Below are 24,022 nucleotides of genomic sequence, written 5' to 3' on the forward strand. Positions count from 1 at the left end.
GGAAGGAGGATTACAACAGAAACAGACCGCACTCGTCGCTGGGCAACATCACCCCCAACGAGTTCGCAATGAAAATAGCTATGGAAAAACAGGCCGCATGAGGCCAGATTAAAAACCCAAGACTCTCTGAAAACTGGTGGGAAAGTGGGTCTCAGGTCAGCATCTCGAAAACCGTCTCTCCCCATGACCTTCATCCCGCTTCCCGTTGTCGTTGCCCTCCTGCCGCCGATCAGCCTGTCGTCAACGCTAAGTGGGTTCATCGCATCATGGGCATGCTGCTGGAGAACCATACGGCCGTTCGCAAAGACCGCATCAACGACGGCAAGATCATGGTCATACGCTCGAACCTGCGCTGGTGCTCCGTTGGGCTGGAGTCCACCTGCTGGAATGGCGAGGTCATTCGTCTCGCCTTCATCATCAACGCCTTCGACCACGAGATCATCGCCTGGACGGCGGTCGCCAATGCAGGCATCTCCGGCTCAGACGTGCGCGATATGATGCTGGAGGCAGTCGAGAAACGCTTCCGCGCAACGAGAGCGCTTCATGCTATCGAGCATCTCTCGGACAATAGTTCGGCTTATACAGCGCGCGACACGAGGCTGTTTACCTAGGCGCTCAATCAGAGGTGGCTCGGGAAATCTGCACAGCGGGGATAAGTGGAATTTCTGCCTGACTTCGGCTTAGATGCCGGGAACAGGAGCTACCATGACGAGACGACCGCGCCGGAACCACAGCCCGGCTTTTAAGGCAAAGGTGGCGCTCGCTGCCATCCGAGGTGAGCAGACGCTGGTGGAATTGTGCCAGCAGTTCGATGTGCATGCCAACCAGATCAAACAGTGGAAAGACCAGCTCCTTGAGGGGGCGACGGGCGTTTTCGGCGATGAAGCGAAGGCGGAACCGGCGGGTCCGGCCGTGGACGTCAAAACGCTGCACGCCAAGATCGGCGAACTGACACTGGAGAACGATTTTTTATCCGGTGCGCTCGGCAAGGCGGGATTGCTGGGCGGAAAGAAATGATCGACCGCGAGCATAAACTATCCGTCGTGCGCCAGGCGAAGCTTCTCGGCTTCAGCCGTGGCAGCGTCTATTATCTGCCTCGTCCAGTGCCCGACGGCGATCTGGCCCTGATGCGGCGGATCGATGAACTGCATCTCGACTACCCGTTCGCGGGAAGTCGGATGTTGCAGGGGCTCTTGAGGGGAGAAGGGCTGGAAACGGGGCGGCTGCACGTCACCACGCTGATGAAGAAGATGGGCATCGAAGCGATCTACCGCCGCCCGAACACCTCCAAACCAGCGCCAGGTCACAAAATCTATCCCTACCTCCTGCGCAAGTTGGCCGTCACCAGACCCAACCAGGTCTGGGCCATGGACATCAGCTATATCCCCATGGCGCGAGGATTTGTCTATCTCTGTGCCGTCGTGGACTGGTTCAGCCGAAAGGTCTTGTCGTGGCGGTTGTCGATCACGATGGAAGCGGACTTCTGCATCGAAGCGGTCGAGGAGGCGCTCGCCCGCTATGGCAAGCCCGACATCTTCAACACGGATCAGGGCTCGCAATTTACCTCGGTGGACTTCACGGCGGTGCTGAAGAAAGCCGAGGTCGCCATCTCGATGGATGGCAAGGGCGCATGGCGCGACAACGTCTTCGTCGAGCGGCTCTGGCGGTCGATCAAATATGAGGAGGTCTACCTGCACGCCTACAAGACCGTGTCTGAGGCCCGCGCTGGCATTGGCCGATATCTGACCTTCTACAACAGCCGACGCCCACATTCATCCCTTGACGGGCAGACGCCGGAGCAGGCCTACTTTAACGCGCTGGCACCAATGATGGTGGCGGCATAACCGAGGCGGAAATCCACTTAGCAAAACGCCCGAAACTGTTCAGACAAACCGAGCCACCTCTATCTGACACCCTGCTTCTGCACGGCCTTTTCTTTTATTATACTTAATTAACGCACTGGAGCAATCTAAGGTTGCAATTTCAAGTGCACGGGGTATCGCGCACTGTTGCGATCAGCCTCGGTAACGCAAAGCCTCCAGTAGGACCGCAAAGGCAGGTGAGGGCAGGCGTCGGCTGGGGTAGTAGAGGTGATAGCCCGGAAAGGGGGGACACCAGTCTTCCAGGGCACGGATAAGCCTGCCCTCGCTGATCGCATGCAGGGCCATGTCCGCTGTGACGAAGGCAAGTCCAAGCCCGGCAATGGCGGCTTTCAGCGATTGGCTCCCGGTATTGAAGGTCAGCTGGCCGTCGACCCGCACGTTCAGTGCCTGGCCATCTTTCTCGAACTCCCAGGCATAAAGCCCGCCAAAGGTCGGCAGGCGCAGGTTGATGCAGTTATGTTCGGTCAGGTCGCGCGGGGTCAGCGGCATGTCGCGGTTTTCGAAGTAGCCGGGTGACCCGACCAGCGCCATGCTGACCTCCGGACTGACCCGTACCGCGATCATGTCCTTGTCGACCTGCTCCCCCAGGCGGATGCCGGCGTCATACCGTTCCGCCACGATGTTGGTGAGCCCGTTGTCGAGGATCACCTCCACGCGGATGTCCGGATAGGCTGGCAGGATCTTCTGCAGGGCGGGACGCAGGATGGCGTCGGCGGGATGTTCGCTGCACGTGATACGGATCGTGCCGGCCGGCCGGTCGCGGAAGTCGCTCAGCGCCGCCAGTTCGCCCTCAATGTGATCAAGATCGGGCCCGATCGACTGCAGCAGTCGCTCGCCCGCTTCGGTGGGCGCCACGCTCCGCGTCGTGCGGGTGAGCAGCCGGACCCCGAGCCGGGATTCCAGTTCCCGTATCGTATGACTGAGAGTCGATTGTGAAAAGCCGAGCTTTGCGGCTGCCTTGGTGAAACTCCGCTCCTGTGCCACCGCGCGCAAGGCCAGCAGGTCGTTCAGGTTTTCGCGTAGCATTCATGGCTCTCCTGCATATGTTCATGCGGATCATACCATCTAATCAGAATGATCTGACAAGCGTATCTTGGCACACATCCGACGGAAAGGATGCGCGCCAACGGACATCGAACGTGACGGCTCTCAGGCCTTCGCCAAGGGGTCCGAAGGGCCCTTCGTCACCGGCAGCGACATCCTGATGGATGGCGGTTTCACCGCTTCCTACCGCTAGGGCGAGCGGGTTCGGAAAGTAGACGTTCGGTCAACCAATCTCAAAGGAGACGCATCATGCAAGCACGTAAACTCGGCACAAGTGGTCTGGACGTTTCAGCGATCGGCCTTGGCTGCATGGGGATCAGCCAATCCTACGGAACGCCGCTCGAACCGTCTGACGGCATCAAGCTCATCCGGGGCGCCTTCGAGCGCGGCATTACCTTTTTCGATACCGCCCAGGTCTATGGACCCTATAAGAACGAAGAGGTCGTCGGCGAGGCGCTGCAGCCGATCCGCGACAAGGTGGTGATCGCCACCAAGTTCGGCTTCGACATCCCCGGCGGCGGCGGCATGGACAGCCGGCCGGACCACATCCGCGCCACCGTCGAGGACTCCCTGAAGCGCTTGCGGACGGGGTATATCGATCTCCTTTACCAGCACCGGGTCGATCCGAACGTGCCGATGGAGGACGTCGCCGGCACGGTCAGGGACTTGATTGCGGAAGGCAAGGTCCGCGCTTTCGGACTGTCGGAGGCAGGTGTCGCCAATATCCGCCGCGCGCATGCCGTCCAGCCGGTCGCAGCGTTGCAGAGCGAATATTCGCTGTGGTGGCGGGAGCCGGAGGAGCGGATCTTTCCGGTTCTGGAGGAACTGGGCATCGGGTTCGTCCCCTTCAGCCCGCTTGGCAAAGGCTTCCTCACCGGCACGATCGATGCGGGCACGAGCTTCACCCAGAACGATTTCCGCAATTCCGTCCCGCGTTTCAGCGAGGAAAACCGTGCCGCCAACCAAGGTATCGTCGATACGCTGGCCCGGATTTCGCAGGACAAGGGCGTGACGCCTGCGCAGCTGGCACTGGCATGGGTCCTGACACAGAGCCCGACATTCGTGCCGATTCCGGGAACCACCAAGCTGCATCGTCTGGATGAGAACATCGCGGCGGCGGACATCACCCTGTCAGAAGCGGACCTGGCTGCGATTAACGCCGCCGTTGCCGGGATCGCTATTCAGGGCGAACGTTATTCGCCCCAGCAGCAGGCCCGGATCGACCGATGACCGTCACCGGTCCCAAAGGGATGGTGCTCGGGGCCAATGGACAATGAACACACGCGTTACCTCTAACCAGGTCAGCCGTGCCACGTCGTCCGATGTCTTCGAGATCATTCCGTCTGCGGGTTATCTAGAAGATGACGCGCAGACTGTCAGACGGGCCCGACCGGCTCCCTCCTGACGCGATCCACCGATAGGACTATGAAGGATCGCGTTCCCTCCATATTTTCCCGCGACCTTCAGCGTGAGTGATTTCATCCGTCCTTGGTGGGAAATTTAGTATAGTAATCTTATAGACTGCATTGCCCCATAATCGGAAAGGATTACCCTGAAATCATCAAATTCCAGAGGTGTCTGATGAAAAGCCGAGTCTCCTTAACATCCTTTACTCTTGCAGCCGTTCTGGCTGCCACGGCGGTGAGCGCGTCTGGGGCGCACGCTGCGGAGCCGGTCAAAGGGGGAACGCTGATCTATCTGGAGCAGCAGACGCACACCAATCTCTATCCTCCGGCGGGCGGCTTCTACCCGAATGGCGGCATTCTCAACCAGATCACCGACAAGCTGACGTACCAGAACCCCAAGACGCTGGAGGTTGAGCCTTGGATTGCGGAATCCTGGCAGGTGAATGCGGATGCGACGGAATACACGTTCAAGCTTCGTTCCGGCGTGACCTTCTCCGACGGGAGTCCGCTCGACGCGGCAGCCGTTGCCCGGAATTTCGACGTTTTCGGCCTCGGCGACAAGGCGTTGAAATACCCGGTCTCCGAGGTCGTCAACAATTACGATCGCAGCGAGGTCGTCGATCCCCAGACGGTCAAGTTTTACTTCAAGAAGCCTTCGCCCGGCTTTCTGCAGGGCACTTCGGTCATAGGCTCCGGTCTCGTCTCGCTGAAGACGTTGACGCTTCCGTTCGAGACGCTCGGCGACGCGACGAAGATCGTCGGGTCCGGTCCCTTCGTCGTCGAAAGCGAGACGCTCGGCAAGGAACTCAACCTCAAGGCGCGCGAAGACTATGCGTGGGGCCCGGCGAAGCTGGAGCATCAGGGTCGGGCCTACATCGACGGCATCAGCTACATCGTCACCGGCGAGGATAGCGTGCGGATCGGCGCGTTGCTTGCGGGGCAGGCGGATCTTATCCGGCAGATCCAGGCCTATGACGAGCCGCAGGTGGAAAGCCAGGACTTCCGCATCTATGCGGCCAGCACGCGCGGCGTGAACAACAGCATCGTCTTCCGTCCGGATAATCCGCTGGTTGCCGACGTGAAGGTGCGCAAGGCGCTCTCGCTCGCCACCAACACGAAGGAGATCGTGTCCACGCTCTTTTCGGCCAATTACCCGGTCGCCACCTCCATCCTCGCATCCAGCGCCATCGGCTATGCGGATGAGACCGCGAAACTCGGCTTCGATGCCGAGAAGGCAAAGGCGCTTCTGGACGAAGCCGGCTACAAGCCCGGAGCGGACGGCATCCGCGAGAAAGACGGGCGGAAGTTAGTGTTGACCGCCTACGAGTCGCTGCCGCAGCCGCAAAACCGCGCCACGCTTCAGCTCGTCGCTCAGCAATGGGGCAAGGTCGGCGTGACTCTCAACGTGCTTGCTGGCGACGCCGGCAGCCGCACGGTCGACGATCTCGATCCCCTGAAGACGCCGGTTTCACCGGCCATGGTCGGACGGGCGGATCCGGACGTGCTCAAGAGCCAGTACTATCCGAAAAACCGCGATGTCCTGCGCCAGAAGGGCGGGCCGAGCGACAAGGTCCAGTCGTTCGTCGATCCGAAGCTCAATGGTATCTTGGAGACGATCGCAACGGAGCCGAATCGCGAGAAGCGCCTGAAAGCGGCAGCCGAGGCGCAGGCTTACGTGCTCGATCAAGCCTATGCGATCCCGATCTTCGAAGAGCCACAGGTCTATGCGTCAGCGCCTTATGTCAACGGGCTTGCCTTCGAGGCGGTCGGCCGTCCGAGCTTCTATAGCGTCTGGCTGGACAAATGAGCCTCTGACCGGCGGCGGGATCGATCGCCGGTCAAAGTTCAGAATGCGGAGACGTCATGCTGAAATTCGTTATTGCACGCATCGGACAGGCGGTGCTGGTTCTCTGGGCCGCCTTCACCCTCTCCTTCGTGCTGCTGCAGGCCATGCCGGGCGATGCCGTGCTGATCAAGTTCCTCAACCCCGAATACGGGCTGAGCCCCGAGCAGATCGCAGAAATCAGAGCGGATTATGCGGTGGACGGCAGTCTTTTCGCCCAATATGCGGCATCGCTTGGAAATGTGCTCACCGGCGATTTCGGCTATTCTGTTCGGGCCGGCGTTCCCGTCTCGGCGCAACTTGCGGTCAACCTTCCGGCCACGCTGACACTCGCATCGCTCGGCTTTGCCACAGCCGTCATCCTCGCCGCACTTCTCGCCTTCCTGTCCAGTTTTTCGGCCGGCAGCCGCCTGCGGGATCTCATCCAGTCCATCCCGGCGCTGTTCATCTCCATTCCCGTCTTCTGGCTCGGCATCATGCTGATCCAGATCTTCTCTTTTCGGCTCAAGCTGGTCCCGGTCATCCACCCAGGCCCGTGGGAAAGCCTCATCCTCCCTGTTCTCACGCTGGCTGTGCCGATCTCCGCACCGCTGGCGCAGATTCTTATCCGTAACCTCGACGAGATCGAAACCCGGTCTTTCGTCTCCGTCGCCCGCGCCAAGGGCGCCTCGCGCGGCCGCGTCCTGTTCCGCCACGTCGCCCGCAACGCCGTTCTGCCCGTCCTCACCATTGCCGGCGTTCTCTTCGGCGAGCTTCTGGCCGGCGCCGTCGTGACCGAAACCGTCTTCGGCCTCAGCGGCATCGGCAGCCTGACGGAGCGGGCAGTAAGCTATCAGGACCTTGCCGTTCTCCAGGCGGTCGTCATCGTTTCCGCCGCGATCTTCGTGGCGATCAACCTGATCGTCGATCTCGCCTATCCCTTCCTCGATCCGAGGCTGAAGCCCCGAGCAGGTGCCTGATGACCAGTTTCGACATTCTCGACCGGCGGTCTGTGCCGGCCTCGGCTGCGTCGGCTGCAACGCCAAGCACCGCCGCGCGCTTCAGGGTCTGGCGCGGCATATCGCCCAGTCTCGTCCTCGCTTGGCTGGTGCTCGCCACCGTTCTCCTCTGGGCCATGGCACCCGGCCTCTTCACGGTCTACAATCCCGTGGAAGGGGTGCCCGGCGGACAGCTCAAGGCACCGAGCGCGGCACATTTGCTGGGCACGGATTCGCTCGGACGCGACCTGTTTTCCCGCATCGTGCACGGTTCCGTCCATTCGCTCACCGGAGCGCTCGCCGCCGTCGGTGTCGGGCTTCTGGCAGGCACGACGATCGGCATTCTCGCGGGTTCGGTTGGCGGCTGGATCGACGATCTGCTCATGCGCCTCGTGGATGTGTTGCTTTCCATCCCCACATTGCTGCTGTCTCTGAGCATCATCATCCTTCTCGGCTTCGGCACGTTCAACTCGGCTATTGCGGTCGGTGCGACGGCGATTGCAGGCTTTTCCAGGCTGACGCGCTCGGAAGTCGTTCGCGTGCGCCGGTCCGACTATGTCGAAGCCGCCTTTGGCAGCGGCGGCAGCTTCGTAAAGGTTCTTTGGCGGCATATCCTGCCGAATTCGTTGACGTCGGTCTTCGCCTTCACGGCCCTGCAGTTCGGCTGGGCCCTGCTGCAGATCTCGACGCTCGGCTTCCTCGGCTACGGCGCACCGCCGCCGACACCGGAGTGGGGCCTCCTCATTGCCGAAGGCCGCAATTACCTCGCAACGGCGTGGTGGCTGACGGCGGCGCCCGGCCTTATCGTCGTTATCGTCGTTCTCTCGGCCAACCGCATCAGCCAGTCGTTCGGGAGAGCCGGATCATGACCATGCCGATCCTCGACATCCGCAACCTGCGTGTCTCCTATGATGCGAATGTCCCGCATTGCGCCGTCAACGGCGTCAGCCTCCAGGTCTTTCCGGGAGAGGTCGTGGCACTGGTCGGGGAAAGTGGTTCGGGCAAGACCTCCATCGCACAGGCGGTGATCGGCCTTCTCCAGGGAAACGGCCGGGTGGACGGCGGCGCCATCCTTCTCAACGGAACCGACATCACGCGGTGGAGCCAGAAGCGGCTCGATGCCGTGCGCGGCGCTGTCGTCAGCCTCATTCCGCAGGACCCCACCGGCTCGCTCAATCCGGTGATGACGATCGGTGCGCAGGTGCGGGAAATCCTGACCGTGCATGGGAAGGCGAGGGGAAAGGCTGCAGACAGGAGAGTCATCGAACTCCTGACCAAAGTCGGTCTGTCGCAGCCGGAGGTCCGGGCCCGACAATATCCGCACGAGCTTTCCGGCGGCATGAAACAGCGCGTGCTGATCGCTATCGCCATCGCGCTCGAACCGGCGCTGATCATTGCCGACGAGCCGACGTCCGCGCTCGATGTGACCGTGCAGAAGCGCATTCTCGACCTGATCGACGATCTCCGGCGCGAATTCGGCACGGCGGTGCTCTTCGTCACGCACGATCTCGGCGTGGCCGCCGATCGCTCCTCACGGCTGATCGTGCTGAAGGGCGGCGAGATCCAGGAAGAGGGGGCGACCGCGGACGTTCTTACTGCGCCGCAAAACACCTACACGCAACGCCTCCTGGCCGACGCACCGTCATTGTCCGCCCCGGCCCGCATCGTGCGGCGATCGCGCGCCGGAGAGACGCCCCTCGTAACCGTGGAAAATCTCGTCAAGGATTTCGCACTGCCGGACGGCGGCGTGCAGAGGGCGGTGGACGGTGTATCTTTTGGGATCGATCCGGGCACGACGCATGCGATCGTGGGTGAGAGCGGGTCGGGCAAGACGACCACCATTCGCGCGATTGCCGGCTTCGAGCGGCCGACATCTGGCAGCATCCTCATCGACGGCCTCGACGCTCGCACGTTGAAGGGTGAAACGCTGCGGCAGTTCCGCCGCAAGGTGCAGTTGGTCTACCAGAACCCGCTGGCATCGCTCGATCCGCGCCAGTCGGTGTTTTCCATCATTGAGGAACCCCTCCTGAACTTCGCCCCCGTGGCACGCGACGAACGGGCCCGGCGCGTGGCCGCCATCCTCGACCGGGTCGGCTTGACGCAGGCAACGCTTGCCCGCCGCCCGCATGCTTTGTCCGGCGGCCAGCGGCAGCGCATCGCGATTGCCCGGGCCTTGATCCTCGAACCGAAGCTCGTCATTCTCGACGAAGCCGTATCGGCGCTCGACGTGACCGTGCAGGCGCAGATCCTCTCGCTGCTTGCCGAACTGCAGGCGGATCTCGGGCTCACCTATCTCTTCGTCTCGCACGATCTCGCCGTCGTCCGGCAGATCGCCGACAGCGTCTCGGTGATGCACGAGGGCCGTCAGGTCGATCATGGCTCGGTTGAGGCGGTGTTCGAGCGGCCTACGAGCGCCTACACGCGCGACCTCATCGAGGCCATTCCCGGGCGCCGACGTCAGGCAGAAGGCGCGCGGTCCAATCCGTCCGAGACGGCAGAAGGATATCCGGCATGACCCTGGCAAAAAGCGAAACAGCAACGGCCCGCAAGCGCCTCGGCTTCTTCACCCGCCTCCTCGATGATGTCTCCCCCGGCGAACGCTACAGGCTGGCAGCCGAGCAGATCGGCCATGCCGAGGCGTTCGGCTTCGACAGCGCCTGGATCGCCCAGCATCACTTCCATCCGGAGGAGGGTGGGCTTCCTTCGCCGAGCGTGTTCCTTGGCTATGTCGCGGCGCGGACGGAGCGCATCCGGCTTGGCACCGGCGTCATCACCCTGCCCATGGAAAATCCGATCCGGGTTGCCGAAGATGCCGCCGTCCTCGAACTGCTGTCTAACGGCCGCCTTGAGGTGGGCTTCGGCACGGGCGGTACGCGCGAATCCTTTGAGGAATTCGGCATCGACAGCGCGACGCGCGGCGAGGTCTATGCGCGCAACCTCGCGTTGGTCCGAACGGCATGGGCCGGGAAAGCCTTGCCGAGCGGTAACATGCTCTATCCGCCGGCGCCGACACTGATCGACCGCGTCTGGCTGGCCACGTTTTCGGTTGGTGGCGCCGAGCTTGCCGGCCGCTCCGGCGACGGGCTGATGCTGTCGCGCACGCAGCCGCGGCCCGCCGACCGGCTGGACGCGACACTGCCCGACCTGCAGAATCCGCTTATCGACGCCTATCTCGCGGCATTGCCCAAGGGCCGCGCGCCGCGCATCCTCGGCTCGCGCAGCCTGTTCGTGGCGGAGAGCCGCAAGGAGGCGCTGCGGCTCGCGGACATCGGCCTGACCCGCGTTGCCGCACGCTTTGCCGAAGCGGGGCATCGCATCCCCGGCACCTCGGTGCACGACCTCATCCGCGCCCTCGACAGCCACGTCGGCACGCCGGACGACGTCATCGCCTCGCTGAAGGCCGATGATGCACTGGCACGCACCACCGATCTGACCTTCCAGGTCCACTCCATCGATCCGCCGCATACCGACATCCTTCGCTCGATCGAGCTGATCGCAACGCATGTGGCGCCAACCCTCGGCTGGCATCGCAGTGAAGCCGGCCATCTCGCTGCGGCGGAATAGGTTCCGTCTCTTTCTCTCGCTGAACGACCCCAGAGCGAAGAGGCGAAATACGCCAGACATCTGCACCCAGACATCTGCACAAGGAGACCATCATGACCGATATCATCGATACGCTGGCGGGAACCGCGACCGGATCGCCGCTGGAGGCCCTGCGCTTGCGGCGACCCGTGACGCGGGACAACGCGGAAAAGACGTACCGGGCGCTCTTCCAGCCGGTAAACGTCGACGATGTCAGCCTCGCCGAGCGTTTCGCCGTCGCATTGTTCGTGGCCGTCCTGCATGCCGATACCGCAAGTACCGAGCATTATGGTGCACTTCTGACCGGCCAGCCGGACGGGGAGAGGCTGCTTGCCGCCGTTCTCGCTGCCGCCGAGGCCGGTGTCACGAAAGGCCCTTATGGCGCTTATCCGGATGGACCGCTCTCGGTCGAAAACAAGGCGGGCCTCCAATACGCCGTCGCTTCCGCGCAGCGTGATGCGATCGGCGCGCGGCTGGCGGCGGCGCTCGATCATGCGCATCTGCTCGTCTTCCGGCCGCGGGAGGCGAGCCCGGAAGCTCTCGCTGCCTTGGCGGCTGCCGGCTGGAGCAGCACCGGCATCGTCACGCTGTCCCAGCTCGTCGCGTTTCTTTCGTTTCAGATCCGCGTTGTCGCCGGTCTGAAAGTCCTGTCCGCCGCCTGAACGGAGATGCCCTCATGAACGCTCCCCTGCAACACCCCGTCATCACGCCCGCCGTCGAGAATGCACCCGTCGCCTTCACCCAGGATCAGATCGGCTGGACGCCATGGCTGGCGCCGCTTGCGGAAGATCAACTGACCGATCGACACTGGGCGGGTCTGGTCGAGGCATCCCGCGCGAAATCGCCCTATTTCATGCTTCTGGTGCGCGACCCCGATGTTCTGGAGGCGAGAACGAAAACGGACAAGGACATCTTCTACAATGTCGAAGACGGCCTGCCGCGCGCCGAGCGGGAACTGGCAGCGACCGCCGCCTCGCGCGAAAATGGCTGCATCTTCTGTGCCTCCGTGCATTCCCGCTTTGCCTCGCATTTCTCAAAGCGCAGCGAGGACGTACAGCGTCTTCTGGATGAAGGCGTGAACGTCGATCTCGGCGAACGCTGGAATGCGATCATCGCGGCGTCCGTTGTCCTGACTCAGACGCCTCCGGCCTTCGACACCACCCATGTCGACCGCCTGAAGGCTGCCGGCCTTTCGACCGAGGAGATCTCCGATGTCATCCATGGCGCTGCGTTCTTCAACTGGGCAAATCGGCTGATGCTCTCGATCGGCGAGCCTCTGCCCGCCGGCTGAAACTTTCACGTTGCGCGCAGGGAAGCCGTCGACGTCACCGTGAAAAATGTTCGGCGCTTGCTGGCGGGCGTCGCATCGTCCGCGCGGAAAACAGGGTGCCGTTCAGAAGCCGCGGGTGCGGCTCATCTCGTTTCATTCCCCATCCGCCGTCTTTGAGGAACAAGTCCATGACGATTCACACCAAGCCCGTGCATATGCCCACGATCGACTTTTCCCGGTTCTACGGCACGCCCGAAGAGCGGGACCTTTTCATTACGGAACTGACGCGCGTCCTCCATGACCACGGCTTCTTCTACCTGACCGGCCACGGCGTTCCGCAAAGCCTGATCGACGATGTGCTCGCGACATCCAAGCGCTTCTTCGCTATTCCGGACGCTGACAAGCTGTCGATCGAGATGGTGAAATCACCGCATTTCCGCGGATACAATCGCGCCGGATACGAGCGGACACGCGGCGAGCAGGACTGGCGCGAACAGCTCGATATCAACACCGAAGGGCAGCCGGTCGAGGCTGGCCCCGAGACCCCATGGAACCGGCTCTATGGACCGAACCAGTGGCCGGAGGCCCTGCCGGAGCTGCGACCGCTGCTCCTGCGTTACCAGGCCGAAGTCACCCGCATCGGCATCGACGTGCTCAAGGCGATCGCGCTATCCCTCGGCCAGCCGGAAAACGCATTCGCCGATATCTACGAGCCATCTCCCTCGCAGCTTCTGAAGATCATCCGCTACCCGGGTCGAAATGAGGCAGGCAGCGACCAAGGCGTCGGCGCCCACAAGGACGGCGGCTTCGTGACCGTGCTTCTGCAGGATACGGTGCCCGGCCTGCGCATCCGCACGGAAGAGGGCGTGTGGATCGACGCGCCTCCGGTGCCGGGAACCTTCATCATCAACAGCGGCGAGCTTCTGGAACTCGCGACGAACGGCTTCGTGCGCGCCGACGTGCACGGCGTGGTGACGCCGCCCGCCGGCAGCGAACGCTATTCCGTCGCCTTCTTCCTCGGCGCCCGTTACGACGCCACCATCCCCGTCATTCCGTTGCCCGAGAGCCTGAAGCGCGGCGAACGCGGCGTTACCGTCGATCCCCTTAACCCGATCTTCCGCGAGGTCGGTATCAACCACCTGAAGAGCCGCCTGCGCTCGCATCCCGATGTCGCAGCCAAGCACCATCCGGACCTGCTCCACCTGCTGGAAACGCCAGCCAAAATCTGAGATTGAGCCGCGAGCAGCGGTATTCTCAAAGATCGAGAGATGGTCTGCCGTCTGCACGGATTGGCTGTCGGCGTTGCGCGAGTTCGACGTCGAAACGGGAGGGCGGATCTGTAGCGGACATGCGGGCGCAGGCCGAATATGCGCTGGCGGCAGCGACGATGGTGACGCCGCTCTCCGGCGCTCAGGAGGTTGCGCTCGGTCGTTTGGTCTCCTCCATTTCAACGCTCTCACTCTCGAACCATCCCAAGATCTTACGGATGTCATTCAGCCCCTTCTTGATGTAGCAAGATCTGTGGAGGACGGCTGCAGGGAGTGAACGCATCTGATGCTCGAATGGCTTCAGCTTCAACTGTCTGCCGCGCTGCCAGGGCGCTCGACGTCCGACGAGCAGTCGCGGCGGCTGCACGATGCGGAACTGACGGGGTTGGCGACCGCGTTCCGCGTGCGGCTCTGCGCCGTGGCCGTCATTGCGCTCTGGCTTCTGGTCAGCACCGCCTGGCCGCGCAACATCTACTATCTCGCTATCAGTCTCGCCTTCCTTGCACTCAGCTACATCCCTTATGCAACCCGCCGCCATCCGGCCGCCTGGACGATCAAGCTCGCTTGCACCATCCTCGACGTCGCCCTCATCACGTCCACCATCCTTCTCCCGCCCTTCGGCGACTTTGCGTCCGACTGGCCGATCCAGACGCGGACACGCGGCCCGGAATTCCTCTATGTGCTTTTGTTGCTTGCAGAATCTGCGCTGACCTATTCGCCGATCCTCGTCGTGTGGACCGGTGGCATCATAATCGCGGTCTGGTCCTTCGGCATCAACAGCATCTACGACAGGGTGGATACCGTCAGGTTCGGCGATGCCGGCGACCTGACGGAGATGCAGGCGCTGGAGCGGTTTCTCAATCCTTACTTCGTCGGCCTCGCCCAGATGTGGGTGCAGGTGGTGACGACCGGGCTATTCACCCTGTTCCTCGCTATTGCTGTGCTGCGCAGCCGCAACACGCTGATCGCCCAGATCAAGGACAATGCCGTGCGGCAGTCGCTCGCGCGCTATGTGTCGCCCGATGTCGCGCATGCCATGGGAGACGATGGCCCAAGCTTCGGCGCGCCCTCCAAGCGCGAGGTTGCGGTGATGTTCGTGGATATCGTCGGCTTCACGCACATGGCGGAAAAGCGCTCGCCCGAGCAGGCGCTGGCGCTTCTGCGCAGCTTTCAGGAACGGGGATGCGCCGTGCTGCTTCCCAGCGGCGGTACGCTCGACAAGTTTCTGGGCGATGGCATCATGGCGACGTTCGGCGGCGTCGAGCCGCAGACCGATGCGGGCCAGCGGGCGCTCTCCTGTGCCTTCGATCTTTTGGACGCCTATGCCGCGTGGAACGCCAAGCGGACGTTACGCGGCGCCGAGCCCATCCGCGTGGCGATCGGCCTGCACTTCGGCGAAGTCATCGTCGGCAACGTGGGAACCAGCGAACGGCGCGAATTCACCGTTATCGGCGACGTTGTCAACGTGGCAAGCCGACTGGAGCGCGCCACGCGGGATCTCGACGGTCGCCTCGTGGTGTCCGATGCCTGCCTGCGGGCTGCGGGAGGGGTTCCGCCCGGCCGCAGCTTCACCCGCACGCTGACGGTCGACATTCGGGGCCGGGATCATCCGGTGCGCGCGCATCTGGCGTGATGGTGCGACGCGTCAGCCGTCCCGTGCAAACCGGTTGGCGTCGAACGGGATCGACGGAACGGATGCGCCACGCCGACGCCCGGGGATCTCGTCCGGTCGTGCAGAGGCGCTGGTGGCTGTAGCGGCGAAAACGCGGCGCAGATTTCTTGGAAGGACGAGGCGCTGGAGCGTGTCCGTGCGCGCCAATGCCCAGCCGAGCAAGGCTCGGTCAGTCACGGTCCACGCAGGCTGCAGGCTTCCGCGGCCCCAGGCAAGCGTGGTTTCCGCGGGTGTCGGCTGCCGCAAGGCGCGTCCGGCGAGCGCAAGGCCCGCCCGCGCCGTGAACCTCGGGGAGGGGAGGAATGTCGACGTACCCTCGCGAAGCGCGTTGTGATCGCTTTCCGTTATGTCTGCGGCAGGAGGTAGCACGGCGGCGCGGAAGGTCGGAACAGGCACGCTCAGGGCTGCGAGTTTTTGGGCTGCGAGATCGGGAGAGGTCTCCGGACGCGTCTCCGGTATCGGCCTCGTCTGGAGGTCGAGCGCTTTCTGCGCACGGCTCGTCTGTGTCGGCAGCAGTGCCGTCACCAGGCTCGCATCGTTCTTTGTCGTTTCGGGCGAGCGGTGTGGAGCCGCGCTTCCTGCCATGATGATCGATTTGCCGCTGGCCCGACGCTTGTGGTCCGCCATGGCGCTGTCATAGCCGGGCAGCGCCCGTCCGTCGGAGGGCAGATGCAGGGTCTTGCCGTTCGGGAAGATGCGCACGAGCTCCTGCCGCGACATCCGCGGCCATGCCCGGACATTGCCGACGTCGAGATGCACGAAGGGCGAGCCGGATGTCGGGTAATAGCCGACGCCGCCTGCCTGCAACTGCATGGCGATGGAACGGAGCTTCGCCAGGCTCACGCCGGGAATGAAGAAGTCCATGGCCTTACCCAGCGTATGTTGGCTGTTCTTGGCGACGCCCGTGCTGCGGGAACGGCCGCGCAGCATGCTGTTGGTCGCGGGCGAGCGATAGGCGGAGACGATGTTGATGTGGCTCTTGGCACCGCTGCGCTCGTAGACGTCCCAGACGAGGTCGAGCAGGCGCGGGTCCATGCGGGCCGGCTCATTCCGGCGCCAGTCGCGCAGCAGCCGGTTGATCTGCGCCAGACCCTTCGCATCGTATTGCCCGTTCCGCTTGAACGTGATCGTCGCCCGCTCGCCCGTGTGGGTGAAAAACAATTTCAGAGCGCGGTCTTCGGCCACGGCCTCGAACGCTCCGAGTGTCAGCGCCGACACCGCGATAGCGGCAATGGCCGATGCGCGGGCGGCGCAGCGCGCCAGCACCTGAAGAGCCCTATGGGCGCCGGGCGGTAGCAGGCCTGCAAGACGTGCGGCCACAGAACGTTCGAACACGGCGTTTCCGATCTCTGCAAGAAACAATGACGGCCGGCAGAAAGCGTCGGCACGTTCGTCTGGCAGAGATTATGGTCAACGAAGACTTAACAAGACGTTTCCTCGACATCAGAGACATGTCGTGTTGCCGCCAAGAGGCTGTTCGGAAACCCGGCGGCGGAGAGCCGGCGAGGGATTTCCGTCCTGCGGGCAAGACCTTAAAGGGCGATACCCAGATGATCGAAGCGGTAGAGGAACTGGTCGTTTGGCTTCACCACGACATCCCGACCGATGGGCAGGACGAGGCCTCCATGGGTGCGGATCTGCAGGCGACCGGCGCCCTCGATATCCACGACAAGAAACGTGTCGCTACCCAGATATTCGGCGGACGCGACACGCCCCTTCCAACCGCCCCTGCCGCTTTCACCACCCGTATCGGTCACGGCGCGGACGTCGAAATGTTCCGGCCGGACTCCAATGGTGATGGCGCGGTAATGGTCGGCCAACGGCCCCGTGATCAGGTTCATCTGGGGTGAACCGATGAAGGTCGCGACGAAAATGTTGGCGGGCTTGTGGTAGAGATCGAGCGGATGCCCGATCTGTTCGACCTTGCCGGCATTCATCACCACGATCTTGTCCGCCATGGTCATCGCCTCGACCTGATCATGGGTGACGTAAACGGTGGTGGTCGCAAGCCTTTGCTGCAAATCGCGAATTTCCCCGCGCATCTGGACGCGCAGCTTGGCGTCGAGGTTGGAGAGCGGTTCGTCGAACAGGAAGACTTTCGGGGCGCGCACGATCGCTCGACCCATGGCGACGCGCTGGCGTTGGCCGCCGGACAGCGCGACAGGCTTGCGATCGAGATAACGCGTGAGATCCAGGATGTCCGCCGCCGAGGCCACCCGCTTGCCGATCTCATCCTTGGCAAGACCAGCAAGCCGCAACGCGAAACCCATATTGGATTCGACCGTCATGTGCGGATAGAGCGCGTAGTTCTGGAAGACCATGGCGATGTCGCGGTCCCGCGGTGCAAGGTCGTTGACCCGCACGCCCTCGATGCGGATGTCGCCGGACGTGATCGCCTCCAAACCGGCGATCGTGCGCAGCAAGGTCGATTTTCCGCAGCCGGACGGACCAACCAGCGCAAGAAACTCGCCGTCCTCCGCCGCCACCGAAATACCGTGCAGCACCTCCAATGCTCCATAGGACTTGCGGATCTCTTCGAGTTCCAAACGCGCCATCATCATCCTCCCGACACAGTGGCTTGACACAAAACAAAAGTGATTTAATCTAATTTCCACGGCCTGTGAAGATCGTTGTTGGAGGCGAGGAAGGTCGATGGGGAGCGGAGGCGGCAGGCGACAAGCCTGCGGCATACGATATCCACGAGACGAGGATGTGAACGCTGCCGCCGGTTCGGGCATCGCCGTGGGCGAGACGAGGTGCGGACGCACGAAAAACTTTTGGGGAGGACATTCGCATGAACGCCAGAATTCTCACGCTCCTTTCGGCCGTCGCCATGACGCTGCCGGTCGCGGCTTTCGCGCAGGACACGATCACCGGCGACACCGTCGGACCGGCGGATGCGCCGAACAAGCTCGTGTTCCGCATGACGTCGGACGGTCCGCGCAACAACGATCCGGTTCTCGCAGAGGGTTATAGCAAGCTCTTCAATGCTTTCGTCGCCAATCATGCCGGATGGCAGGTCGAGTTGCAGATGATGTCCGGCGACATCAGCCAGGAGCAGGCCCGCATGCTCGAACAGGCCAAGTCCGGCAACGCGCCGGATTGCGCGGCCGTCGATAGCTTCGTCCTGCCGCTGTTCAAGAAGTCCGGCGTGCTGCAGTCGTTTTCGCCCTATTTCAAGAAGGAAGAGATCGACCAGCTGTTCCCGTTCATCCGCGAAGGTGTGACCGGCGCCGACGGTCAGATCTATGCCTGGTGGTGGTCGACCGACCTGCGCGTGCTTTACCGCAACACCGAGATTATTCCCGATGCGCCCGAAACCTGGGACGACACGAAGAAGGCCGCACTTGCCTCCGTCGAAAAGGGCATGGAAGGTATTCTTTTCAACGGTGGCCGCTACGAGGGCACGACCTTCGATTGGCTGGCGAACTTCTGGGGCCAGGGCGGCAAGCTCGTGGACGATGCCGGCAAGCCGGTCTTCGGAGAAGGCGAGAACCGCGAGAAATTCGTGAAGGCCGTCAACTACTATCGCGATCTGGTGGAATCCGGTGCCGCACCCAAGCGCGTGGCAACCATCGGCAATTATGACGACTTCAATGCTGCTGCTGCGGCCGGCACATCGGCGCTGTTTGTCGGCGGCAACTGGCAGTACAGCCAGCTGAAGACGGTTCTGGAGCCGGAAGAGCTTGCCAAATGGACCTTTTCGCGGCTTCCCGGCCCGACCAAGGACGAGCGTTCCACCGGCACCGGCGGCTGGACGGTCGCCGCCTTCTCCAAGGATCCGGCCAAGGTCGAGATGTGCGCGAACCTCGCCCGCGAGATCTACATGGGACCGGCGAACGAGCTACAGGAACAGTTGCCGACGCGGGCCGACTTCTACTCGACCTACAAGATCTTCTCGAGCGATGCCAACAAAGCGTTTGGCGAGGCCTTGAAGGTCGGGCAAGCGCGACCAGGTGCGCCCGTCTACCCGGAGATCTCCAACCAGATCCAGATCATGATGGGCAAGGTGCTCACCGGCGCCGAAACCACGGATGCAGCGGTCGATGAAGCCTTCAAGGCGGCGACCGCGGCTTTCGGCCGCCTCTAGGCACCCAGGTTCGGCGCGGGGTCGGTCCCCGCGCCGCGCACGTCTCGCAAAAGGCCGCCTTGATCATGACCTTGCAGAACGCAACCTTCGAACAGCATGTGGCTGCCCGCCTTGCCCGCGGCAGCCGGCACGATGCTCCGCGCGTGGTCCCCTGGGTACTGCCGCTGATCCTGGTGCTGGGGCTGTTCTATCTCTACCCCGTCTTCGACGTGATGCGGCTCGCCTTCATGCGGGCGACGCTTCTGGCGAATGATGGGACCTACACGCTTTCGACGTTGATCGACACCCTGTCACGGCCGGAACTCGGGCAGATCCTCTGGGTCACCTTCGTCTTCACCGGCTCGAGCGTCGTCGCCCAGCAACTGCTCGGCCTCGTCATCGCCCTCGTGGTGGTGCGCGGGGAGGGGCGGGGACTGTTCGGCACGACGATCGTGCGCACCACGGCACTCGTCGCCTGGGTGGTGCCCGGCATCGCCGGCGGCATCATCTGGAAGATGCTCTTCAACGAGGCCCCCTTCGGCGGGCTGAACAGCATCCTGCGCCTGATGGGTGCCGCACCCGTGCAATGGCTGTCGGACCCCGATCTTGTGATGTGGTCGGTCGTGCTCTCCAACGTCTGGCGCGGCACCGCCTTCTCCATGGTCGTCATGTATGCCGCCCTAAAGGCGATCGATCCCGTGCTTTACGAAGCAGCTTCGGTCGATGGCGCGAATGGCCGCCAGCGGCTGTTCTACGTGACGTTGCCGCAGCTTCGCGCCGCCATCCTCGTCAACATGATCCTGATCACCATCCAGACTCTGAACACGTTCGACGCGATCATCTCGCTGACGGGCGGCGGTCCCGGCCGGGCAACCGAGGTCCTCTCGCTCTATACGTTCAACATCGTGTTCCGGAACTACGACCTGTCGGTCGGTGCCGTGCTGTCGATCCTGATGCTGGCCATCAGCCTCGGGCTGGCTCTCGTCTACGCCGTATTCCTGCCGAAAGGAGACGAATGATGTCCGCCGCATCCCGCGAGAGACTGGGCGACGCGCTCAGCTACCTGTTCATGCTGGTGATCTTCGTCTTCTTCGCATGGCCGCTGCTCTGGCTCCTGTCGCTGGCGCTGCGCACCCGCAAGGAGGTTTTTCTCGGCGTCAGCCGGTTCATTCCGAAAGCGCCGACGCTCGACAACTTCGCCATGATCCTCTCCTCCGACAAGTTCCTCGGCTACCTCTGGAACGCTCTGAAGCTGTCTTCGCTCAGCGCCATCGGCTGCCTCGTCGTCGCGCTGCCTGCGGCCTATGCCTTCTCGCGCTTCAAGTTTCGCGGCAAGGGCGGCTGGATGATGGCCATCCTGTCGGTCCAGATGATCTCGCCGCTGGTGATCATGGTGCCGCTCTATCGCTACATGGCGGCCATCGGCCTGACCGACAGCCATTTCGGCGTCGTCATGGTCTATATCGCGCTCGCCGTACCCACGGTGACATGGATCCTCAAGGGCTCCATCGACGGCATCCCCAGAAGCCTCGATGAGGCGGCGCTGATCGACGGCTGCAACCGGTGGGGCGTGTTCGTGCGGGTCATCCTGCCTTTGTCCACGCCCGGCATCGCCTCGGCCTTCATCATCTCGGTCATTGCCGGCTGGTCTCAGTTCCTCGTGCCCTTCCTGCTCATCACCCGCGAAGCCCTTACGCCCATCGGGGTCGGCATCTTCCAGTATGCCGGCACACAGAATGACAGTTCCATCCAGTTGCTCGCCGCTGCCTGCCTCGTTTCCGTGGTGCCGGCGATCATTGCTTTCCTCTCCCTGCAGCGCCTCATTCTGGGCGCGATGACCGCCGGCGCGGTCAAGGGTTGATCCTTTCATGACACAGACCAGGACTTGAAGATCATGACACTCACACTTGCCCAACGTCTCGAGCGCTTCCAGGTGCGCATGGCCGAACTTGAATTCTGGCGCGTCCGCAAGACCGCGCAGATCGATGGCTGGCACGTCAACGACACGCCGATCGCGCTCGGCCATGCCTGGCCGCAGATCCAGGGGACGCAGCGCTTTTCAGGCTCCGCCGAGGTGCCCGCCGGCTGGCCGCTGGAGGATACCCGCCTCTACCTCGACCTCGGCGGGGAAAGCCTGATCACCATCGCCTCGGACGACGGCATCTCCAAGACGGTCGGCCTCGACCCCTATCACCGCGAGTTCGGCGTTCCCTCCACGCGGTTCACGGTGACGTCGGAAACCGTCGCCCGCCTGCCGTTCGGCGAGCCCGTGCGCAAGCCACATCTGGAACGCGCCGAACTCCTCTGGCTGGAGCCGTCCGTGGACAGGCTCTGGCTGCTGGTGCGCCAGATCGCCGAAGCCATCACGGTTCTCGAAGGTCACGACGTCGTGCCGCATCTGCTGGATGCAGGCGAAGACGCGCTGCGCTCGCTGGATTGGCCCTCGGCGACGGCCGACTACGTCTCGCGCACATCCGCAGCGCCGATGCAGCAGAAGATCTGGCAGCTGCCGGACCTGAAGGCCGAGCCCGACGGTTTGGAAGACCATCACCGTGCCAGCGTCATCAAGGCTTATGATGCGCTGATGGTACGGCTTGCCGGCCTTCGCGAACGCTTCCCGCCGCAGGGCAAGATCGCGCTCACGGGCCACGCCCATATCGATCTCGCCTGGCTCTGGCCGTATGACGAAACGCGCCGCAAGATTCGCCGGACCTTCCACACGGCCCTGTCGCTGATGGAGGGATCGGAAGATTTCCGCTTCAACCAATCCACTGCACACTATTACGCACAGATCGCGGAGGATGATCCGGACCTTCTGGAGCGGGTAAAGGCGCAGGTGAAGGCCGGTAAGTGGGAAACCGTCGGCGGCCTCTGGATCGAGCCGGACACGAACATGCCCACCGGCGAAAGCCTGTCGCGGCAGGTGCTTTACGGCCAGCGCTACTTCGAAAAGACCTTCGGCATTCGCCATACCGTCTGCTGGCTGCCCGATTGCTTCGGCTTCACCGGCGCGCTGCCGCAGATCCTGCGACAGGGCGGCATGACCAGCTTCTTCACGATCAAGGTCAACTGGTCGGAGACCAACCGCTTTCCGGCGGATCTCTTCTGGTGGGAAGGCATCGACGGCAGCCGTGTGCTGGCGCATACTTTCGACAACCCGATGCAGGGCTATAACGGCTTCGTGCGTCCCGACTGCTTCGTGCCGACCTGGAAGAATTTTCGCCAGAAGGACAAGCACGAAACGACGCTACTCTGCGTCGGATATGGCGATGGCGGCGGCGGCGTGACGCCGGAAATGGTCATGCGCGAGGAGCAGCTTCGCGTCTTCCCGGCGATCCCGCAGGCGGAATGGACCCGGGTCGAGGACTTCTTCGATGGCGCACACGAGACGGCTGCCGAGAAGGCGCTGCATGTCTGGCAGGGCGAGATCTATCTCGAGCTCCACCGTGCGACGCTGACGAGCCAGAGCGCCGTCAAGCGCCTGCATCGCAAGGCAGAGCGCACGCTGATCACGGCGGAAACGGTGGCAGGCCTTGCCCATCTGATGGGCGCCACGCGTCCGGAATCCATGGAGCCGACATGGCGCGTCGTCCTCAAGAACGAGTTCCACGACATCCTGCCCGGCTCCTCCATCGCCGAGGTCTATGTCGATGCGGTGCGCGAACTCGACGGCGCGATTGCCGAGGGAACGACGGCGCTCGATCAGGCAATAACCGCCCTTGCGGACCGCCTGCCGGCCGCTTCTGGCGGAGAAAGTGGAGCGGTTCTCGTCGTCAACCCGTCGCTGTCCCCGCGCGCGATCCGGCTCGATCTACCCGAGGGGCTTGTCTCGGCAGAAGGCACGTTGCCGCCGCTTGGCATCGCCATCCTCCCGGCCTCGGCTCTCGCTCCGGCTCCGGGCCTCACGGTCACCGAGAACACCCTTGAGAATGCCACCGTCAAGGTGACGCTCGCCGAGGACGGATCGATCGCCAGCATCCTGCACAAACCGACCGGCCGCGAGGCGATCGACGGGCGCGGCAACCGGCTCTATGCCTATACGGCCGACAAGCCGCGCAACTGGGACGCTTGGGATGTCGAGAACGACTACATCGAGAAGGCCGAGGAAATCACCGGTTTCGATGCGATCGAGATCGTCGAGACGGGTCCTCATCGGGTGGCAATCCGGATTACGCGCACCTGGCGCCATTCCCGCATCGTCCAGACATTGAGCCTCGGCGCCAATGCGCGCCGTCTCGACATCCACACGGAGATCGACTGGCACGACCGCCGCGTCATGCTGCGCAGCCTCAGCGAACTCGCCGTGAAGAGCAAGTATGCGACCTGCGAATGCGCCTACGGCGTGCTCGAAAGGCCAACGGGCTCCAACACGTCCTGGGACGAAGCCATGTTCGAAGCGCCCGCGCACCGCTTCGTCGATCTGTCGGAGCCGGACTTCGGCGTGGCCCTTCTCAACGACGCGAAGTACGGCCACAGCATGCGCGGAAGCGTGCTCGGCCTGTCGCTGTTGCGCTCGCCGATCTACCCGGACCCGATGGCGGACGAAGGCTATCAGGCTTTCACCTACGCGCTCATGCCGCATGCCGGCACATGGTACGAAGGTGGGGTGCGCGAGGAGGCAGAGGATCTGAACCAGCCGCTCGTGGTTCTGCCTCTCACGGATCGGGCCGTCGGTTCCTGGCAGCCGCTTGCCCCCAAGGGCATCGACGCGGCAATCTCCGGCCTGAAGCCCAGCGAAGATGGTGACGATCTCATTCTGCGCGTTTTCGAGCCGGCAGGTCGTCGCGGCGACTTCGCCGTTGCGCTGCCGGAGGGCTGGGCAACGAGCGCACCGGTGACAATCCTGGAGGAGCCGATGGACGGCGTTGCCGCTGCCGGACTCCTTCCCTTCGAAGTCAAAAGCTGGCGCCTCACAAGGACCTGATCTCTCAACCCTTCCTCCCCCGGCCACTTTGGCCTACCTTGGCCTGCGCATCGCGAGATGTGCAGGCCTTTTTCATCCGGCTCG

Annotated in this window: 19 protein-coding genes and 1 pseudogene; 17 read left to right on the forward strand and 3 right to left on the reverse strand. The window is 63.1% G+C overall.

The features are described from left to right. The 3 genes and pseudogenes from G8E10_RS15645 to G8E10_RS15655 all read left to right on the forward strand — a co-directional run. Positions 1-101: integrase core domain-containing protein (locus tag G8E10_RS15645; RefSeq protein WP_167129984.1), on the forward strand; the 101-nt coding region annotated here is incomplete at its 5' end. Positions 102-236: 135 nt separating this feature from the next. Beyond that, positions 237-605 (forward strand): annotated as a pseudogene (locus G8E10_RS15650) (IS3-like element IS426 family transposase); the annotation flags it as partial. 100 nt (positions 606-705) lie between these two features. After that, positions 706-1,844, forward strand: a protein-coding gene (locus G8E10_RS15655) for an IS3 family transposase (protein ID WP_167129999.1) whose coding sequence is annotated in 2 segments (ribosomal slippage) — positions 706-964 and positions 964-1,844 — 1,140 coding nt in all. Because the reading frame shifts where the segments join, the coding sequence is not laid out codon by codon here. A gap of 171 nt (positions 1,845-2,015) precedes the next feature. Here the strand turns inward: G8E10_RS15655 and G8E10_RS15660 are convergent. Next, positions 2,016-2,909, reverse strand: coding sequence for a LysR family transcriptional regulator (locus G8E10_RS15660; RefSeq protein ID WP_110801461.1), 894 nt, complete (start codon positions 2,907-2,909; stop codon positions 2,016-2,018). Positions 2,910-3,176: 267 nt separating this feature from the next. On the opposite strand from G8E10_RS15660, the gene G8E10_RS15665 reads away from it, so the two are divergent. From G8E10_RS15665 to G8E10_RS15710, 10 genes are all read left to right on the forward strand, one after another. Continuing rightward, a complete protein-coding gene (locus tag G8E10_RS15665) occupies positions 3,177-4,157 on the forward strand; it encodes an aldo/keto reductase (RefSeq protein ID WP_110801460.1) in 981 nt (326 codons plus the stop codon). Between the two features lie 351 nt (positions 4,158-4,508). Continuing rightward, positions 4,509-6,140 carry a TIGR04028 family ABC transporter substrate-binding protein gene (locus G8E10_RS15670; protein ID WP_110801459.1) on the forward strand — a complete coding sequence of 544 codons (1,632 nt, stop codon included), beginning with the start codon at positions 4,509-4,511 and terminating at the stop codon, positions 6,138-6,140. Positions 6,141-6,196: 56 nt separating this feature from the next. Next, on the forward strand, positions 6,197-7,135 hold the full coding sequence (locus G8E10_RS15675; RefSeq protein ID WP_110801458.1) for an ABC transporter permease: 939 nt from the start codon (positions 6,197-6,199) through the stop codon (positions 7,133-7,135). Further along, the gene (locus G8E10_RS15680; RefSeq protein WP_110801457.1) at positions 7,135-8,022 is read left to right on the forward strand and encodes an ABC transporter permease; all 888 of its coding nucleotides are present in this window, start codon (positions 7,135-7,137) and stop codon (positions 8,020-8,022) included. Before G8E10_RS15675 ends, G8E10_RS15680 begins: the two co-directional genes overlap by 1 nt. Then, entirely contained in the window at positions 8,019-9,668 is a 1,650-nt protein-coding gene (locus G8E10_RS15685; RefSeq protein WP_110801456.1) for a dipeptide ABC transporter ATP-binding protein, read from the forward strand. The genes G8E10_RS15680 and G8E10_RS15685 overlap by 4 nt, the downstream gene beginning before the upstream one ends. Continuing rightward, positions 9,665-10,717, forward strand: a complete 1,053-nt coding sequence (locus tag G8E10_RS15690; protein ID WP_110801455.1) for a putative FMN-dependent luciferase-like monooxygenase — start codon at positions 9,665-9,667, stop codon at positions 10,715-10,717. Before G8E10_RS15685 ends, G8E10_RS15690 begins: the two co-directional genes overlap by 4 nt. Positions 10,718-10,809: 92 nt before the next feature. Next, positions 10,810-11,397, forward strand: a complete 588-nt coding sequence (locus G8E10_RS15695) for a CMD domain protein (RefSeq protein ID WP_110801454.1) — start codon at positions 10,810-10,812, stop codon at positions 11,395-11,397. A 14-nt stretch (positions 11,398-11,411) separates the two neighbouring features. Beyond that, a complete protein-coding gene (locus G8E10_RS15700; RefSeq protein WP_422038412.1) occupies positions 11,412-12,026 on the forward strand; it encodes an alkylhydroperoxidase domain protein in 615 nt (204 codons plus the stop codon). Between the two features lie 167 nt (positions 12,027-12,193). Further along, the gene (locus G8E10_RS15705; protein ID WP_110801453.1) at positions 12,194-13,234 is read left to right on the forward strand and encodes an isopenicillin N synthase family dioxygenase; all 1,041 of its coding nucleotides are present in this window, start codon (positions 12,194-12,196) and stop codon (positions 13,232-13,234) included. Between the two features lie 325 nt (positions 13,235-13,559). Further along, positions 13,560-14,906 carry an adenylate/guanylate cyclase domain-containing protein gene (locus G8E10_RS15710; RefSeq protein ID WP_110801452.1) on the forward strand — a complete coding sequence of 449 codons (1,347 nt, stop codon included), beginning with the start codon at positions 13,560-13,562 and terminating at the stop codon, positions 14,904-14,906. Between the two features lie 12 nt (positions 14,907-14,918). On the opposite strand, the gene G8E10_RS15715 is transcribed toward G8E10_RS15710, so the two are convergent. Both G8E10_RS15715 and G8E10_RS15720 read right to left on the reverse strand, forming a co-directional pair. Beyond that, a complete protein-coding gene (locus tag G8E10_RS15715; protein WP_110801487.1) occupies positions 14,919-16,280 on the reverse strand; it encodes a peptidoglycan L,D-endopeptidase MepK in 1,362 nt (453 codons plus the stop codon). A 197-nt stretch (positions 16,281-16,477) separates the two neighbouring features. Beyond that, positions 16,478-17,500: an ABC transporter ATP-binding protein gene (locus tag G8E10_RS15720; RefSeq protein WP_110801451.1), complete on the reverse strand. Its 1,023-nt coding sequence runs from the start codon at positions 17,498-17,500 to the stop codon at positions 16,478-16,480. A 239-nt stretch (positions 17,501-17,739) separates the two neighbouring features. Here G8E10_RS15720 and G8E10_RS15725 point away from each other — a divergent pair, with 239 nt between their 5' ends. From G8E10_RS15725 to G8E10_RS15740, 4 genes are all read left to right on the forward strand, one after another. Next, a complete protein-coding gene (locus G8E10_RS15725; protein ID WP_110801450.1) occupies positions 17,740-19,035 on the forward strand; it encodes an extracellular solute-binding protein in 1,296 nt (431 codons plus the stop codon). A gap of 65 nt (positions 19,036-19,100) precedes the next feature. Further along, positions 19,101-20,033, forward strand: a complete 933-nt coding sequence (locus G8E10_RS15730) for a carbohydrate ABC transporter permease (RefSeq protein ID WP_110801486.1) — start codon at positions 19,101-19,103, stop codon at positions 20,031-20,033. Next, complete coding sequence (locus tag G8E10_RS15735; RefSeq protein WP_110801449.1) at positions 20,033-20,875, forward strand: carbohydrate ABC transporter permease; 843 nt, start codon at positions 20,033-20,035, stop codon at positions 20,873-20,875. The genes G8E10_RS15730 and G8E10_RS15735 overlap by 1 nt, the downstream gene beginning before the upstream one ends. Positions 20,876-20,908: 33 nt before the next feature. Continuing rightward, positions 20,909-23,938 carry an alpha-mannosidase gene (locus tag G8E10_RS15740; RefSeq protein ID WP_110801448.1) on the forward strand — a complete coding sequence of 1,010 codons (3,030 nt, stop codon included), beginning with the start codon at positions 20,909-20,911 and terminating at the stop codon, positions 23,936-23,938. The last annotated feature ends 84 nt before the right edge of the window (positions 23,939-24,022 follow it).

This window comes from Ferranicluibacter rubi (assembly GCF_011603255.1).
Classification (GTDB): Bacteria; Pseudomonadota; Alphaproteobacteria; order Rhizobiales; family Rhizobiaceae; genus Ferranicluibacter; species Ferranicluibacter rubi.

Coding starts and splice junctions, on each gene's coding strand:
- G8E10_RS15660 (WP_110801461.1), bottom strand. CDS start 2,909: ATGCTACGCGAAAACCTGAACGACCTGCTGGCCTTGCGCGCGGTGGCA.
- G8E10_RS15665 (WP_110801460.1), top strand. CDS start 3,177: ATGCAAGCACGTAAACTCGGCACAAGTGGTCTGGACGTTTCAGCGATC.
- G8E10_RS15670 (WP_110801459.1), top strand. CDS start 4,509: ATGAAAAGCCGAGTCTCCTTAACATCCTTTACTCTTGCAGCCGTTCTG.
- G8E10_RS15675 (WP_110801458.1), top strand. CDS start 6,197: ATGCTGAAATTCGTTATTGCACGCATCGGACAGGCGGTGCTGGTTCTC.
- G8E10_RS15680 (WP_110801457.1), top strand. CDS start 7,135: ATGACCAGTTTCGACATTCTCGACCGGCGGTCTGTGCCGGCCTCGGCT.
- G8E10_RS15685 (WP_110801456.1), top strand. CDS start 8,019: ATGACCATGCCGATCCTCGACATCCGCAACCTGCGTGTCTCCTATGAT.
- G8E10_RS15690 (WP_110801455.1), top strand. CDS start 9,665: ATGACCCTGGCAAAAAGCGAAACAGCAACGGCCCGCAAGCGCCTCGGC.
- G8E10_RS15695 (WP_110801454.1), top strand. CDS start 10,810: ATGACCGATATCATCGATACGCTGGCGGGAACCGCGACCGGATCGCCG.
- G8E10_RS15700 (WP_422038412.1), top strand. CDS start 11,412: ATGAACGCTCCCCTGCAACACCCCGTCATCACGCCCGCCGTCGAGAAT.
- G8E10_RS15705 (WP_110801453.1), top strand. CDS start 12,194: ATGACGATTCACACCAAGCCCGTGCATATGCCCACGATCGACTTTTCC.
- G8E10_RS15710 (WP_110801452.1), top strand. CDS start 13,560: ATGCTCGAATGGCTTCAGCTTCAACTGTCTGCCGCGCTGCCAGGGCGC.
- G8E10_RS15720 (WP_110801451.1), bottom strand. CDS start 17,500: ATGGCGCGTTTGGAACTCGAAGAGATCCGCAAGTCCTATGGAGCATTG.
- G8E10_RS15725 (WP_110801450.1), top strand. CDS start 17,740: ATGAACGCCAGAATTCTCACGCTCCTTTCGGCCGTCGCCATGACGCTG.
- G8E10_RS15730 (WP_110801486.1), top strand. CDS start 19,101: ATGACCTTGCAGAACGCAACCTTCGAACAGCATGTGGCTGCCCGCCTT.
- G8E10_RS15735 (WP_110801449.1), top strand. CDS start 20,033: ATGTCCGCCGCATCCCGCGAGAGACTGGGCGACGCGCTCAGCTACCTG.
- G8E10_RS15740 (WP_110801448.1), top strand. CDS start 20,909: ATGACACTCACACTTGCCCAACGTCTCGAGCGCTTCCAGGTGCGCATG.